This window comes from Oerskovia flava, assembly GCF_026163685.1.
Lineage (GTDB): Bacteria > Actinomycetota > Actinomycetes > Actinomycetales > Cellulomonadaceae > Oerskovia_A > Oerskovia_A flava.
In genome coordinates this window covers 217859-233423 of the sequence record NZ_JAOXSR010000007.1, presented here as the reverse complement: position 1 = coordinate 233423, position 15565 = coordinate 217859, and the positions used below count along the sequence as shown (strand labels likewise).

Here is a 15565-nt window from a genome sequence, read left to right as displayed (position 1 = left end):
GCGGGGGGTTCTTCGGTGTCGAGCAGCGCACCGATCTGCGCCGCGCTCAACGCCCGGTCGTACAACCGCACACCATCGAGAGACCCGTCGAGCGAACGCGTCCCGTTCGACTCCGCCCCGATGCCCAACGGCAACGAGTTCGTCCCGATCGACGACGGACCGTTCACCGTGCCCTGCAGCACACCATCGACGTAGATCCGCATCTTCGACCCGTCGAACGTGCCCGCCAGGTGCACCCACGTCTGCCCGTCCGTCGGATACGACGACGTCGCGTTCACCCGGAACGTGTCACCCGACGTCGCATGGTTGAACCGCAGGAACGCCTTGCCCCCGTTCGCCAACCCCAGCTCGTACCCATCGGTCGAACCCTGCGCCGCCTTCTTCACCACGTACTGCGTGCGCGCCGAGTCCGGCCGCACCCACGCCGCGACCGTCATCGACCCCGACACGTCCAACGCCTCGCCGTCCGGCACCAGCACATGACCCGTCGACCCGTCCAACGACACCGCCGCACCAGCCACACCCGGGACCCACGAGACCCCACCGACCAGCGCACCGTCACCGCCCCAACCCGACGAGTCACCCGCCACCACACCAGAACCCTCGTCCAGGTCCCACGCACCCAGCAGACCGTCCGCCGGCACCACACGCACCGTCATGACCGCCACGTTCGACCACTCACCACCAGCACCCACCCGGAACGAGAACGAGTCCACACCCGTGAACCCCGCAGCCGGCGAATACACGAACGCACCCGAACCCGCCACCTCCACCTCACCGGACGACGGACCCGCCACCACCTCGAACACCACCGACGCACCAGACGCCGCCGACCCCCCCAGCACACCCTCCACCGGAGTACCGGCGACGGTGGTCACCGATCCGCCCGTGGCGACGGGGATCTCCGCGGGGGGTTCTTCGGTGTCGAGCAGCGCACCGATCTGCGCCGCGCTCAACGCCCGGTCGTACAACCGCACACCATCGAGAGACCCGTCGAGCGAACGCGTCCCGTTCGACTCCGCCCCGATGCCCAACGGCAACGAGTTCGTCCCGATCGACGACGGACCGTTCACCGTGCCCTGCAGCACACCATCGACGTAGATCCGCATCTTCGACCCGTCGAACGTGCCCGCCAGGTGCACCCACGTCTGCCCGTCCGTCGGATACGACGACGTCGCGTTCACCCGGAACGTGTCACCCGACGTCGCATGGTTGAACCGCAGGAACGCCTTGCCCCCGTTCGCCAACCCCAGCTCGTACCCATCGGTCGAACCCTGCGCCGCCTTCTTCACCACGTACTGCGTGCGCGCCGAGTCCGGCCGCACCCACGCCGCGACCGTCATCGACCCCGACACGTCCAACGCCTCGCCGTCCGGCACCAGCACATGACCCGTCGACCCGTCCAACGACACCGCCGCACCAGCCACACCCGGGACCCACGAGACCCCACCGACCAGCGCACCGTCACCGCCCCAACCCGACGAGTCACCCGCCACCACACCAGAACCCTCGTCCAGGTCCCACGCACCCAGCAGACCGTCCGCCGGCACCACACGCACCGTCATGACCGCCACGTTCGACCACTCACCACCAGCACCCACCCGGAACGAGAACGAGTCCACACCCGTGAACCCCGCAGCCGGCGAATACACGAACGCACCCGAACCCGCCACCTCCACCTCACCGGACGACGGACCCGCCACCACCTCGAACACCACCGACGCACCAGACGCCGCCGACCCCCCCAGCACACCCTCCACCGGAGTACCGACCGTCGTCGAGACGGTCCCGTCCACGGCCGTCGGGCCGGTCGGGTCGAGCCAGGGCAGTCTGGCCGACGACGTGCTCGAGGCCGAGGACGCGAGCACCAGGGCCGCACCCGGGACGTTGTCCTTCGCGCCCGTGACGTTGTTGTGCGCACCGGCGACCGCTGTGGTCGCGTCGAAGTCGAAGTCGATGTCGGTCCGGGACGTCTCCTTCTCGAGGATCAGGTCCATGCCCGTCGTCCTGGTGTAGAGCACGCGCAGGCGGTCGGTCTCGTCGTCGAGGACGACGATCGGTCGTGTCCCCGTCCGGTCGACCTCGTGCAGCGGGTCCCACGTCCCGTCGGGATGCCGCACCAGCAGGCCGATGACCGGTGCGCTGGAGGAGTTGTACGACGTCTTGACTGCGGCGTACAGCGTCCCGTCGTCGGACATCGCGACGTTCAGGTGGTCGTCCGCCATCCCTCCGCCGAGAGACAGGCCCGAGCTCTGCGCCGGGCGCTCGTCGGCGGTCCACGTCGACGCGTTCGCGCCGTCCGCGTGGGTCCGGAACCCGAAACGCTTCCGGCTCTGGTCGGACCACAGGACGCCGATCTTTCCTCCGGGCATCGCCGTCACGAGCGCGAGGTCGTCGTCGGTGATGCCGGTGGCGAGGGTCACGGGGCTCGAGAACGACGTGTACGGAGGTGCACTGTGTCGCACCTGGACCGCGCTGCTGGTGTCCGAGGCCACCCACATACGGCCCGTCGTGTCGATGTCGAGGGTCGCGGTCTCGCTGCCCGGCAACGAGATCGTCGTCGCACCCGTCCGCTGGGTCCACGGTTCGTACGTGTTCGTGCCGGCCACCCGCTGGATCGACACCAGGGTCGTGGTCGGGCCGTGGAGCAGGACGTGCGCCACGTCGCCGGCGCTCTTGACGTCGGCACGCACGTCGGTCCGCTCGGAGACGCGGTGCACGTTGGTCCACGTCTGCGCCGCGTCGTCGTAGCGCCAGACCCACGTCCCGGCCGGGGTCGTGCTCGCGGACGCCAGGACCGCCCACCAGCTCCCGCCGGCGTGCCACAGCTTCGACTGCGGCTTCTCGCCGGTGTTGCCCGTCAGGGGGATACCGGTCGAGGTGATGCTCGTCGACTCGTCGGGCTCGGGCGCTGCCGCGGGAGCGACCGGCTGCCAGGCGAGCGTGAGCAGTCCGGCGTCGTCGCTCTTCGCCTCGACCTCGACGAGGTAGTCCTCGCCCGCGACCGCGTCGAAGGTGACGGACGAGGTGGACACGTCGCCGTCGTCGTCGTTGCTGATGATCAGCGACTCCGGCGAGCTCGCCGGGAAGACGTTGAGGAGCGTGTCGAGCTCGCTGCCGTGGGTCGTGAACGTGATCGGGCCCGACGACGGCGCGCGCCACGTCCACCACAGCGACCGGGAGACGGTGGACGGCGACGCGGCGACGTCGTCCGGTGCGAGGAAGTTCGCCGCGACGTCCTGGCCGATCTCACCGCCGATGGTACGGCTGTCGGCGCGTACGTCCCCGCGGATCGCTGTGCCGAGGTCGACGCCGTCCGGGTCCGCCCCGACCGGCAGCGCGGCCGTGACGGCGAACGTGCCGGCCACGAGGGCGGCGACCGCGCCCATGGCGGTGATCGTGTACCGGCGGGTACGCCGATCTGAAGATGGTGCGCCGGTACCCGACATGGTGTTCCTCGCCTCGGTGGTTCCTGGGACCTACGGCCACGTCACCGCGACGCGATCGCCCCCCGCGAGTTCCCCACCACCGATCGAACCACCTCGGTATGCCCCGCGGGGAGCCCGTGGACCGAAGTTCACCCGTGAGCGTCCGCTTTCACCCCGATCGCGGATCCGAGAGCCATCGCCCCGTCCAGGCCGGGTAGGAGCGTGGTCGGCCTCAGTGCTGGAGTCTGGCAGGGTGCCGTCCGGCGGTCGTCGCACGCCGTCGAGGAGGTCGGGTGCGACTCAGTGTCATCCGCTGCGACTACCGAGGTGCCGTCCACGCGGCCCCTGAGGCTTTTCACCCGCTACGACCCGACCGTGCCGGTCGCGATGCTGGGACGCTGAGACACGAGCTGTCCGTGAGCGGTCCTCGCGAGCACGTGACCCCCCGGGTCGCGGCCCGCACGACGCCTCGTGCGTCCTGCCTGCACCACCGGCGACGAAGGGGTCGTCATGGGTCAGCATGTGCTCCGCCCCGTCCTCACCGCCGCGCTCGCGCTCGGGTCGCTCCTGGGCGCACCTGCCACCTCGGCAGCCACCTCGACGGCTGCAGCGCCGGATGTCTGCGTCGCGGCGAGCGAGGCCACGGCCGACGGTCGGCCGCAGGTCGCCGTCGGGCTCGTCGACGCTTCACGGGCGGCTCCCCCACCGGAAGACGTCGCGTCGGGCAGCACGACGACCACCACGACCGGCGAGGACGGGACGGTCACGCAGGAGACGGTCGAGAGCGTGGTGCCGACACCCAGCGAAACCCTCTGCGCGGCGGAGCTGCGGCACGCCCGCGCGGCGATCGACGCGTCCGCGACCCTGGCCGACCAGGCGCGCGCGCTGACGCCCGAGGGGGGCACGGACGGGGCGACGAGCTCATGGAGGGACGCGCTCGCCGTCGCCGAGCAGGCTCTGGCGCTGGACGGTGCCAACGCCACGGCCCTCGAGATCCAGAAAGCGGCGACGGCCGCCCTCGAGAGTCCCGCGCAGCAGGTGGGGTCGTCGTGGTCGACGTTCGTCGACGACCACCTCGCGCCGTTGGGTCCGCCCGCTGTCGCCGCCGGAGTCGTCCTGCTCTTCTGGGCCGTCGTCGCCCGCCTCCTGACCCCCTCGACCCTGCACTGGCCGCGACTTCGCCCGTGGCAGCGACGAGTCCTGCCCGTCGCGGGCTGGACGCTCGCCACGGGCTCGGCACTCCTGCTGACCTCGGGCGTCTCGTTCGCCGCGGGGTCCTGGCGCGTCGTGCTCGCGGGAGCCGTCACGGGCGTCGCGGGCACTCTGGCTGTCGCGACGTGGCTCGCGACCCGGCTGCGGCTCTCGGTCGAGGTCGTGGGAGACGACGGGAGCCAGCGCGCGGCGAGCGCCGGCCACGTCGTCGCGCTGCTGTCCGAGATGGGTGCCGAGCGCCCGCGTGGGCTCGAGGCGCCGGTCGGTACGGACGTCACTGCGCTCAGCGGAGGAGTGCTGCAGGAGCTGCCGCAGGGCAGGCTCGTCCAGCCGCTCGTCAAGCTCGTGCAGGGAGCGTTCGGTGCCACCCCGTGGCGCGTGCTGGTCCACGAGGAGGCGCACGACGTCTCGGTGGTCATCACCCGCAACGGGCGTGCCGCGGGCTCTGCCGTCGTCACGCCGCGACTGCTCGGCCAGATGGGCTCGGACCCGGCCGACCTGCACCCCGGGATCGCCGCCGCGGTCCTCACCACGCTCGCCCGCCACCACACCGGCTTCGACGGGCTCTGCGGTGCTACGAGCTGGCGGAGCCTCGCCCTCCAGCACGCGGCCTCCTCGCCGGGCAGGAGCAACCGTCGACGCACCGAGCTGCTCTCCCAGGCCGTCGGGGCCGACCCCGAGAACTGGCTGGCGCAGCTCGCCCTGACGAACGCCGTCTACCGCACGTCGCACGAGGGCCGGGCGCCCGCCTACCTGCGGTGGCTCGACCGCTTCATCGACCACACGTCGTGGGACGGCGACCGCCCGCGGGCGGGCTTCGAGACGCTGCGGCTACGCGCGATGTACACGCGCGCCGCCGTCACCGTGAACGAGCAGTTCGAGTCGACCGGTGGCGCGTGCGGGCCGCTGACGCCGTCGCACCGCACACCCGTCCTCAAGCTGTGGGACGAGCTCGCCGAGGAACCCTCCGCGTCGGCGGGGCAGCTCGTGAACACGCTGCGCGGTGCGTCGCTCGGCATGTACCTGCGCTGCCTTCCCCTGGAGCAGCCAGTCGAGCAACCTCTCGTGATCCGGTCCCGCGGCGCCGTCGTCACCCTGCCGGAGGAGGTCCCCGAAGGGATCGACGATCTCGCGGAGGTGCTCGCGGTGATCCCGCTGAGCCCGTCGGGGCACTACAACCTCGGCTGCTACTTCGCGTCCCGGGCGACGCCACCGACCGCGGAGGACCTGAAGCAGGCGACGGCGCACTTCGTCGTCGCCGACTGCCGGCCGTCGTCGCGCGCCACCATGGCGTCCGACCCGGTGCTGGGCACGTACCGGCGCACCGACGCCTACCGTGTCACGTTCGGGGCCGCGCCCCACGACGCTGTGCTGGCGCTGGCCCGTCTCGCGCCGTTCCGTGCGAGGCTCACGGCGCTCGGGCTCACGACGACCGATCTGCTCGTCCGCACCCCGGTGGACGAGCTCGCGGCAACGCTCGACGTCCCGCGGACGGTGGCCAGGTCGCTCCTCGACCTCGCCGCGCTCGACGCGGCCGTGCCGGCCGGGCTCGACGCGGTCCGGCACGACGTCGCGGACGCGCTCGACGGGGTCGGCCTGCGGACGGTCAAGGGGGTCCGTTGCGCGCGTCGCCACGCACGGGACGCCGCGGTCGGAGCCGTCCGCACGCGTCTCGAGCGCCTGGCCCTGACCGAGGAGTCCATCACCACGTCCACGGCGGCGGTCGCGCGGTGGCTGCGGACGCAGGCTCCGCAGTCGACGTCACCCTGACGCGGCGACCGCCGCCATCGAGGCCGTCAGGGCTGCTGTGACCGCGGCGGCGACCTCCGCGAGGTACCGGCGGGTCGCGTCGCCCGCCCAGCTCCCGGCGGCGACCTCCTTCGCGCGGCGGTCGGCGGCACGGCGGTCCGGGGCACCGACGACCTTCCCGGCGCGACCGGTCGCCGCAAGGATCGCGACCAGCGCGGCGGTGCGCTCGTCCGGGGCGGAGCCGTCCACGAGGACGCGCCACAGGCCGGCCCGGACCGCGTCCTCGTGCCGGGAGTCCTCGGCGGGCCAGCGCGTCGTCGGGAAGATTCCGAGGATCCGCTCGTCCTCGCGGCGCAGGATGCCTCGCGCCGCGAGCGAGGCGAGCACCTGGCCGGTCGGCTTGTCCTTCGCGAGCGGGCCGATGATGTTCTTCGGCTTGCTGCCCTGCTTGGTGTGGATGACGGCGAGCGCACGATCGAGCAGCACGGAACCGGTCGGGGACCCGTCCCGTACGACGAGCCGGTCCCCCCGGACCCCGGGCGCGTCGTGCGTGAGGTCGACCCGACCGAGCAGCGTGAGTTCGACGAGGAGCGCCCCGGCCGTGACCTGCTCGAGCATCGACGTGTCCCCCGTGGCCTTGCCCGACTCGTCGTCGAACAGCAGGAGCAACAGGTCTTCTGCGATCAGCATGCCTCGACCCTAGATCGCCCGCCGACGCGACCACCCGTGCCGAATGTCACGAGTGGTCGCCTGCGGAACCTGGCAGGTCAGCTGTTGCCGTCGAAGAGCGACGTGACCGAGCCGTCGTCGAACACCTCGCGGATCGCCCGGGCGAGCAACGGCGCGATCGACAGGACGGTGAGCTGCGGGAAGCGCTTCTCGACGGCGATCGGCAGGGTGTCGGTGATGACGACCTCGCTGGCGCCGCACTCGGACAGGCGCTGGGCGGCAGGGTCGGACAGCACACCGTGCGTCGCGGCGACGATGACGCTCTTCGCACCGGCCGCCATGCAGACCTTCACGGCCTCGGCGATGGTGCCGCCGGTGTCGATGAGGTCGTCGACCAGGACGCAGTCGCGCCCCTCGACGTCGCCGACCACGCGGTTCGCGACCGCCTGGTTGGGGCGGGTGATGTCGCGGGTCTTGTGGACGAAGGCCAGCGGCCCGCCGCCCAGCTTCGCGGCCCACTGCTCGGCCACACGGATGCGGCCGGCGTCCGGAGAGACGACCGTGACGTTCGTCGTGTCCACCCGGGAGCGGACGTAGTCGGTGAGGATCGGCATGGCCCACAGGTGGTCCACCGGGCCGTTGAAGAAGCCCTGCGTCTGTGCCGCGTGCAGGTCCACGCTCATCAGCCGGTCGGCACCCGCGCTGCTGAACAGGTCCGACATCAGTCGCGCCGAGATGGGCTCGCGCCCGCGGTGCTTCTTGTCCTGACGGGCGTAGCCGTAGAACGGCTGGACCACCGTGATGGTGCGCGCCGAGGCTCGCTTGGCGGCGTCGACCATGAGCAGCTGCTCCATGATCCACTGGTTGATCGGCGCGGTGTGGCTCTGCAGGATGAACACGTCCGCGCCGCGGACCGACTCCCCGAACCGGACGTAGATCTCACCGTTCGCGAAGTCGTAGGCGGTGGTCGGCAGGAGGTCGATGCCGAGCTCTCGTGCGACTTCCGTGGCGAGCTCGGGGTGGGCGCGCCCCGAGGCGAGGACCAGGGACTTCGCCCCGTTGCCGGCGATCGTGCTGCTCATCGTTGCGTGGATCCTTCGCTGTGTGCGTCGTCCGACCCGTCGGCCGTCCGGTCCTGCGACTCGTCCGTCAGGCCCGGGACACCCGGGCTCTGCGGCGGCGGTGTGGGACGAGGTACCGCACCGGCGGCCGAGGCGCTGGCGAGCTGCGCCTTCGCCTGCGCGCCGAGCACGGGCGCCTCTTCGTCGGAGGTGAGCGCGCGCTGGGCGGCGTCCGCAGCCTCCGTGCCGGGTCGACGTCGGACCACCCAGCCCTCGATGTTGCGCTGCTGCCCGCCGCTCACCCCGAGCGAACCCGCCGGGACGTCACGGCGGATGACGGAGCCTGCGGCCGTGTAGGCGCCGTCGCCGACGGTCACCGGCGCGACGAACATGTTGTCCGCACCGGTGCGCGCGTACGACCCGATCGTCGTGCGGTGCTTCGAGACGCCGTCGTAGTTGACCGTGATCGATGCGGCCCCGATGTTCGTGTGGTCGCCGATCGTGGCGTCCCCCACGTAGGACAGGTGCGGCACCTTCGAGCCGGTGCCGATCTGAGCGTTCTTGGTCTCGACGAACGTCCCGATCTTGCCCCGGGCACCCAGCTGGGTGCCCGGACGCAGGTAGGCGAACGGTCCGACGGACGCGCCGTCCCCGATGACCGCGAGGCTCCCGTGGGTCCGCACGACCGTCGCGCCGGCGCCTATCTCCGTGTCGGTGAGGGTCGTGTCCGGGCCGACCGTGCTGCCCTCGCCCACCGTGGTGGCGCCGAGGAGCTGCGTGCCCGGCAGGAGCGTCACGTCGCGGGCGAGATCCACCTCGACGTCCACCCACGTGGTCGCCGGGTCGACGACGGTCACGCCCTCGACCATCCAGCGGGCCAGGATGCGCCGGTTCAGCTCGGCGCGCAGCGTGGCGAGCTGCAGCCGGTCGTTCACACCCTCGACGACCAGCGGGTCGTCGGAGAGCAGCGCCCGGACCGTGCCGCCCTCGGCACGCGCGGCGGCGACGACGTCGGTGAGGTAGACCTCGCCCTGCGCGTTGTCGCGGCCCAGGCCTGCGAGCCCGCGCCGCAGCACAGCCGCGTCGAAGACGTAGACCGACGAGTTGATCTCGCGGACCGCGCGCTGCGCGTCCGTCGCGTCCTTGTGCTCGACGATGCCGACGACGTCGCCGGTGCCGTCCTCACGCAGGATCCGTCCGTAGCCGGTCGCGTCCGCGAGCTCGGTCGTGAGGATCGTCACGGCGTTGCCGTCGGCGCGGTGGGCGGCGAGCAGCTCCGCGAGCGTGGCGCCGTCGAGGAGCGGGATGTCGCCGGCGAGGACGAGGACAGCACCCTCGAGGCCGTCGCCGATGCCGCGTCCCTCTTCGCCGTCGGGGACCCCGTGGGCAGCCGCCTCGGCCTGTGCCTTGGCGTCCAGCGCCGACATGGCGCACTGCACGGCCCGGCCGGTGCCCGGCACGTCGTCCTGGTCGACGACCAGGACCGCGGGATCCACCTCGAGGGCGTGCGCGGCGACCTTCTCGCGCTCGTGGCGCACCACGACCGCGACCCGCGACGGGTCCAGCTCACGCGACGCCGCGAGGGCGTGGCCCAGCATGCTGCGACCTGCGAGGGCGTGCAGGACCTTGGGGGTGGACGACCGCATGCGGGTCCCCTCACCTGCGGCGAGGACGATCACTGCTGCTGGCCCTGCCGTGTCGAGCGAGACGGCGACGGTCACGTGGACTCCCATCCGGTTGGTGGCGCGAGCTCCGCCCCCAGGACTCGAACCTGGACCAAGGGCACCAAAAACCCGTGTGCTGCCGATTACACCAAGGCGGAACGGACCTCGACGTCACACCCGGCCACGGCCAGCCGGCCGCGGCGCAGGCACCACCGTCGCACATCCAGGGAACAGTCTGCCAGGTGACCGGCGATGCCCCGTGCGTGCGCCCGCCAGAGCGATCCGCGTCACACCGCAGGGCACCCGGCATGCGCAAGGCACGCACAAGGCATGATGGACGCGTGGCCGCCGACACGAAACGACCTCCCCGCTCCCGCATGACCGCCAGCCAACGACGCGAACAGCTCCTCGCCGTCAGCCGGGTCCTGTTCGCCCAGAAGGGCTTCGAGGGGACGAGCGTCGAGGAGATCGCGGCCCGCGCGGAGGTCTCCAAGCCGGTCGTGTACGAGCACTTCGGGGGCAAGGAGGGCATCTACGCGGTCGTCGTCGACCGCGAGGTGCAGGGCTTGACGGCGGCACTCACGGGCGCACTCTCGGCCGGTGGGCACCCCAAGGTCCTCCTCGAGCGGACCGCGCTCGCCCTCCTGACCTACATCGAGAACTCCGAGGACGGATTCCGGATCCTCGTGCGCGACTCCCCCGTGGCGCAGGCGACGGGGACCTTCTCGAGCCTGATCGGCGACGTCGCCACGCAGGTCGAGCACCTGCTGGCCGACCAGTTCGAGCGCCGCGGCCTGGACGCGCGGATCTCGCCGATCTACGCGCAGATGCTCGTGGGGATGGTGGCGCTCACCGGGCAGTACTGGCTGGACGCGCGCCACCCGCAGAAGGCGGAGGTGGCCGCGCACCTGGTCAACCTCGCGTGGAACGGGTTGTCCGGCATGGAGCCGACGCCGACCCTCATGTTCCGCTCCGACGACGCGACCTGAGACTCCCGCGCGCGAGCCCCCGTGCCCGTGACACGCGCGTGCAGGTGTGATGGGGTGAGGCGCATGCGTGCTCTCGAGATCGAGAACCTGGACAAGTCCTACGGCTCCGTGCAGGCGCTGCGGGGGACCTCTCTGGACGTCCGTGCCGGGGAGATCTTCGGCTTCGTCGGCTCGAACGGCGCCGGCAAGACGACGACCATGCGGATCGTCCTGGGCGTGCTGGAGGCCGACGGTGGGGAGGTCCGCTGGGACGGACGGCCCGTGGACCACGCGGTCCGGCGCCGGATCGGCTACATGCCCGAGGAGCGCGGCCTCTACCCCCGCATGAAGGTGGGAGACCAGCTCGTCTACCTCGCCCGGCTGCACGGCATGGGCGCGTCCGCCGCCCGCGCCGCGACCGACCGCTGGACCGAGATCCTCGGCGTGCACGAGCGGCGGAGCGACGAGGTGCAGAAGCTCTCGCTCGGTAACCAGCAGCGCGTCCAGCTCGCCGCCGCCCTGGTGCACGATCCCGAGATCCTCGTCCTCGACGAGCCCTTCTCGGGCCTCGACCCCGTCGCGGTCGACGTCATGAGCGGCGTCCTGCGCGAGCGCGCCGCGGCCGGCGTCCCGGTCGTCTTCTCCTCCCACCAGCTCGACCTCGTGGAGCGGCTGTGCGACCGGGTCGGCATCATCAAGGCCGGGCGGGTCGTCGCGGCCGGCGGCATCGACGAGCTCCGCACGACCGAGCACACCCGGTGGGTCGTCGACGGCCCACCCGACCCGCAGCGGTGGTTGTCGGGCGTGCCCGACGCCCGGATGGTCACCGAGGAGGGCACCCGCACGGTCGTGGAGCTCGCGGCCGGGGCACCGGAGGGGGCCGAGCAGGCGGTGCTGCGGGCAGCGCTGACGAGCGGTCCCGTCCGCGAGTTCTCCCGGCTGCGTCCGTCGCTCACCGAGCTCTACCGGCACGTGGTCTCCACGGACGACGAGCCTGCGAGCACGGGCGAGCAGACCAGCGCCCCGGCACGGACGGGAGCGAGCGCATGAACGACCCGGTCTCCTCGTGGGGCGCCGTCCGGCTCGCTGCCGGACGGGAGATCTCCACCCGCATCCGGTCGAAGTCGTTCGTCTGGCTCACGATCATCCTCGTCGCGGTGGTCGTCCTCGCCGGGGTCGCGCTGAACGCGATCGGCTCGTCCGGGCCGACCGCCGAGCGCGTGGGGCTCACGCCGCAGACGGCCGGCCTCGCCCAGACCCTCACCGCGGCCGGCGAGAGCGTGGGCACCGAGCTGACCACGACCGCCGTCGCCGACGAGGCCACGGGCGAGGCGCAGGTCCGCGACGGCGACCTCGACGCGCTGCTGGTCGGGTCCGCCGACGACTTCACGGTCGTCGTGGACTCCGAGCTCTCCCCGAGCCTGGCGGCAGCGGTCACCGCCGTCCTGCAGCAGGTCGCGCTGACCGACGCGGTCGAGGCGCTCGGCGGCGACCCCGCCGCCGTCGCGGGCGAGATCGCGACCGCGGGCCCCGACGTCCGCGTCGTGGGGGAGGCCGGCGCGTTCGACCCGGCCCGCTACGTCACGGGGCTCGTGACCGGGATCCTGCTGTTCATGGCGATCATGCTCAGCGGGCAGCTCATCGCCCAGGGGGTGGTGGAGGAGAAGACCAGCCGGGTCGTCGAGCTGCTGCTCGCGACGATCCGGCCCTGGCAGCTCATGGCGGGCAAGGTCCTCGGCATCGGGGCGGTCGGCCTGCTCCAGGTCTTCCTCGTCGTGGCGGCGGGAGCCGGCACCGCGGTCGGGCTCGGGCTCGTCGATCCCGGGACGATCGACCTCGGCGCGGCCGCGTTCTGGGCCCTCGTGTGGTTCCTCGTGGGGTTCACCACCTATGCGCTGATCTTCGGGGCGCTCGGCGCCCTCGTGTCGCGGCAGGAGGACATCGGTGCCGTGACGACGCCCGTCATCATGCTGATGGTCGTGCCGTACATCCTCGGCGTGTCGGTCGCGCCGTGGGCGCCGGACAACCCGCTCGTCGTCTGGGTGTCCTACATCCCCCTGTGCGCCCCGCTGCTCATGCCGGTCCGGATGGCCCTCGGCGGCGTGGAGACCTGGGAGGTGGTCCTGTCGCTCGGGCTGTCCGTCGTGCTCCTGCCGGTGCTCGTGTGGCTGGCCGGGAAGATCTACTCGAACGCCGTCTTGCGCAGCGGATCGCGCGTGCGGCTCAAGGACGCGTTGCGCGCGTCCTGACCGCGAGGGAGCGCTACGGTCACGCGCCGGGTTCGTCAAGACTCTTGACGTCGAGATATCGAGTACCCTCGCGATCATGGAGTCCGAGCCTTCCGACGAGCACCCCGACGAGGTCGATCGCATCGTCGCTGCCTGGCGGCGGGAGCGGCCCGACCTCGACGTCGAGCCGCTCACCGTCTTCTCCCGGGTGAGCAGGCTCGCCCGGCACCTGGACCTCGCACGCCGCGCCGCGTTCGCGGCCCGCAACCTGGAGACGTGGGAGTTCGACGTCCTGTCGGCGCTGCGCCGCGCGGGTGAGCCGTACCGCCTGTCGCCCGGGTCCCTCATCACGCAGACCCTCGTGACCAGCGGCACCATGACCAACCGGATCGACCGGCTCGAGTCGCGAGGGCTGGTCGTCCGACGCCGGTCCCCCGACGACCGTCGCGGGGTGCTCGTCGAGCTCACCCCGGAAGGGCTCACCCGGGTCGACGCCGCCATGAGCGACCTGCTCGCGGTCGAGGCCACGATCCTCTCTGCGCTCGGCTCGGCGGAACGACCACAGCTCGCCGACCTCCTGCGGACCGTCGTCGGTCAGTTCGACGGCTAGGCCGGACCTCTCCCGACCCCTGCCCTGCTCTCACCTGTCTCAGTTCCCTCGCCCGGCAAGGAGCTCGATCACCGGATGGCACCGCCCCGTCGCCCCGGCGTGTTCCGCGGTGGTGTCGACGGTGTCCTGCTCGTCGCCGTCCTGCTCGTCGCCGTCAACCTGCGCGCGCCGATCACGGCGGTCCCGCCGGTCGTCGCCGACATCGCAGCGGACCTGCACCTGACCCCGGCGACGGCGGGTCTGCTCACGGGGTTGCCGGTGCTCTGCTTCGCGCTGACCACCCCGGCGGTCGCCGGGATCCTCGGGCGCTCCTCCCTGCGGACCGCGATCGCCGTCGCGCTCGGGCTTGTCCTGGCCGGAACCCTGCTGCGCTCGGCCGACCTCGCGATCGGCGGGCCGGGCTACGGCGGGACGTTCGCGGGCACGGTGCTCATCGGGCTGGGCATCACGACGGCGAACCTCGCCGTCCCGATGATCGCCCAGCGGGACTTCCCCGGGCAGGTCTCGACGGTCACGGGCCTGTACACGGCGGCGATCAACGTCGGCACCGTGGCGACGACGGCGCTCACCGCGCCGCTGGCGGGCGTCGTGGGCTGGCGCTGGGGCCTCGCCTCGTGGGGTGCCCTGGTCGTCGTCGCCCTCGTGTGGTGGTTGCGCGCGGTCCCTCGAGAGCCTCGCCCGACCCGCCCGGCCTCGTCCGAGAGCGCCCCGGCGACCGACGACGGCCGCTCGCCCGAGCCCCCCGACCCGCTCGCGCAGAGCATGGCGGAGGGTGTCACCGGGACCGAGCCGGACGCCGCCGCGGCGGTCGAGCGCCACGTCCTGCGGACGCCGTTCACATGGTGGCTGTGCGCGATGTTCGCGCTGCAGTCGTCGAGCTTCTACGCCCTCACCGCCTGGCTGCCCCTGATCCTCGAGGACCTCGCCGCGATCCCCCGCAGCGCGTCCGGTGGTGCGGCGTCGCTCTTCCAGGGCTTCGCCATCGTCGGCGGCCTCGCGGTGCCGCTCGCCACCCGCAGGCTGTCGATGCGCACGACGTTCCTCGGGATCGCCGTGCTGTGGCTCATGCTTCCCGCAGGCCTGCTGCTCGCCCCGAACCTCTGGGCGGTCTGGGCCTCGGCCGCGGGGATCGCGCAGGCCGCGAACTTCGTCGTCATCTTCACGCTCGTCGCGCAGCACTACCCGACCGTCCGGCGGGCACGGCAGGCGTCCGCGACGGTCCAGTCCACGGGCTACTGCCTCGCGGCCGTCGCGCCGACCGCTGCCGGTGCGCTGCAGGCCGCGACCGGCACGTGGACCGCGCCGGTCGCCGTCGTGCTCGGCGCGCTGGGGGCCATGACCGTGATCGGCGCGGTGCTGACGGGCAGGGCACCGGCGTCCGGTCGGTAGACCGAGCGGTACCGTGGTGGGATCAGTTGTCGTGTCAAGGACCGTGCCGGGAGGCGCGCCCGTGGTCGGCGACCACCCGGAGGAGGAGAGACGGATGACCGAGCCTCGCTGGCTCGACGAGACCCAGCTCGACGCGTGGAAGCGCCTCGTGTCCGTCGTCGAGCTGCTCCCCGGCGTGCTCGACTCCCAGCTCCGGCGCGACGCCGGCCTGAGCCACTTCGAGTACTACGTGCTCGCGATGCTCTCCGAGGCCCCCGACCGCTCGCTGCGCATGACGCGCCTCGCCGCCAAGACCGACGCCACGCTCCCCCGGCTGTCGCACGTCGTCGCGCGGCTCGAGGAGCGCGGCCTCGTCGAACGCCTCCCGTCCGCCGACGACCGCCGCGTCACCAACGCGCACCTCACCGACGCCGGCTGGGACAAGATCGTCGCGACGGCGCCCGGGCACGTCGAGACCGTCAGGACGCACGTCGTCGACCCCCTCACGGACGAGGAGATCGGCCAGCTCGACACCATCGCGGGCAAGATCCTCGAACGCCTCGACCCCGAGAACCGCACCGGGGTGCGGCGCACCTGAGCCGGTCGCC

At 72.3% G+C, this 15565-nt stretch carries 11 protein-coding genes and 1 tRNA gene; 7 read left to right on the top strand and 5 right to left on the bottom strand.

Annotated features, from left to right (window positions below):
• On the bottom strand, positions 1-3389 hold a 3389-nt coding region (locus OHL10_RS13140; protein WP_265522666.1), incomplete at its 3' end, for a LamG-like jellyroll fold domain-containing protein.
• A 549-nt stretch (positions 3390-3938) separates the two neighbouring features.
• Between OHL10_RS13140 and OHL10_RS13135 the strand changes: the two genes are divergently transcribed.
• On the top strand, positions 3939-6410 hold the full coding sequence (locus OHL10_RS13135) for a hypothetical protein (protein ID WP_265522665.1): 2472 nt from the start codon (positions 3939-3941) through the stop codon (positions 6408-6410).
• Here the strand turns inward: OHL10_RS13135 and OHL10_RS13130 are convergent.
• From OHL10_RS13130 to OHL10_RS13115, 4 genes are all read right to left on the bottom strand, one after another.
• Positions 6402-7079, bottom strand: a complete 678-nt coding sequence (locus OHL10_RS13130) for a GOLPH3/VPS74 family protein (protein WP_265522664.1) — start codon at positions 7077-7079, stop codon at positions 6402-6404. The two genes, OHL10_RS13135 and OHL10_RS13130, sit on opposite strands and share 9 nt — an antisense overlap.
• A gap of 77 nt (positions 7080-7156) precedes the next feature.
• Entirely contained in the window at positions 7157-8140 is a 984-nt protein-coding gene (locus tag OHL10_RS13125; RefSeq protein WP_265522663.1) for a ribose-phosphate diphosphokinase, read from the bottom strand.
• A complete protein-coding gene (gene glmU, locus OHL10_RS13120; protein ID WP_425499010.1) occupies positions 8137-9765 on the bottom strand; it encodes a bifunctional UDP-N-acetylglucosamine diphosphorylase/glucosamine-1-phosphate N-acetyltransferase GlmU in 1629 nt (542 codons plus the stop codon). Before glmU ends, OHL10_RS13125 begins: the two co-directional genes overlap by 4 nt.
• 104 nt (positions 9766-9869) lie before the next feature.
• Positions 9870-9941 (bottom strand) — tRNA-Gln (locus OHL10_RS13115).
• A gap of 219 nt (positions 9942-10160) precedes the next feature.
• Here OHL10_RS13115 and OHL10_RS13110 point away from each other — a divergent pair.
• From OHL10_RS13110 to OHL10_RS13085, 6 genes are all read left to right on the top strand, one after another.
• Positions 10161-10772, top strand: a complete 612-nt coding sequence (locus tag OHL10_RS13110; RefSeq protein WP_265522661.1) for a TetR/AcrR family transcriptional regulator — start codon at positions 10161-10163, stop codon at positions 10770-10772.
• Between the two features lie 63 nt (positions 10773-10835).
• Complete coding sequence (locus tag OHL10_RS13105) at positions 10836-11801, top strand: ABC transporter ATP-binding protein (RefSeq protein WP_265522660.1); 966 nt, start codon at positions 10836-10838, stop codon at positions 11799-11801.
• Positions 11798-13000 carry an ABC transporter permease gene (locus OHL10_RS13100; RefSeq protein WP_265522659.1) on the top strand — a complete coding sequence of 401 codons (1203 nt, stop codon included), beginning with the start codon at positions 11798-11800 and terminating at the stop codon, positions 12998-13000. Before OHL10_RS13105 ends, OHL10_RS13100 begins: the two co-directional genes overlap by 4 nt.
• Before the next feature lie 76 nt (positions 13001-13076).
• Complete coding sequence (locus OHL10_RS13095) at positions 13077-13589, top strand: MarR family winged helix-turn-helix transcriptional regulator (RefSeq protein WP_265522658.1); 513 nt, start codon at positions 13077-13079, stop codon at positions 13587-13589.
• Between the two features lie 75 nt (positions 13590-13664).
• Complete coding sequence (locus tag OHL10_RS13090) at positions 13665-14978, top strand: MFS transporter (protein ID WP_265522657.1); 1314 nt, start codon at positions 13665-13667, stop codon at positions 14976-14978.
• A 94-nt stretch (positions 14979-15072) separates the two neighbouring features.
• A complete protein-coding gene (locus OHL10_RS13085; protein ID WP_265522656.1) occupies positions 15073-15555 on the top strand; it encodes a MarR family winged helix-turn-helix transcriptional regulator in 483 nt (160 codons plus the stop codon).
• Positions 15556-15565: the final 10 nt, after the last annotated feature.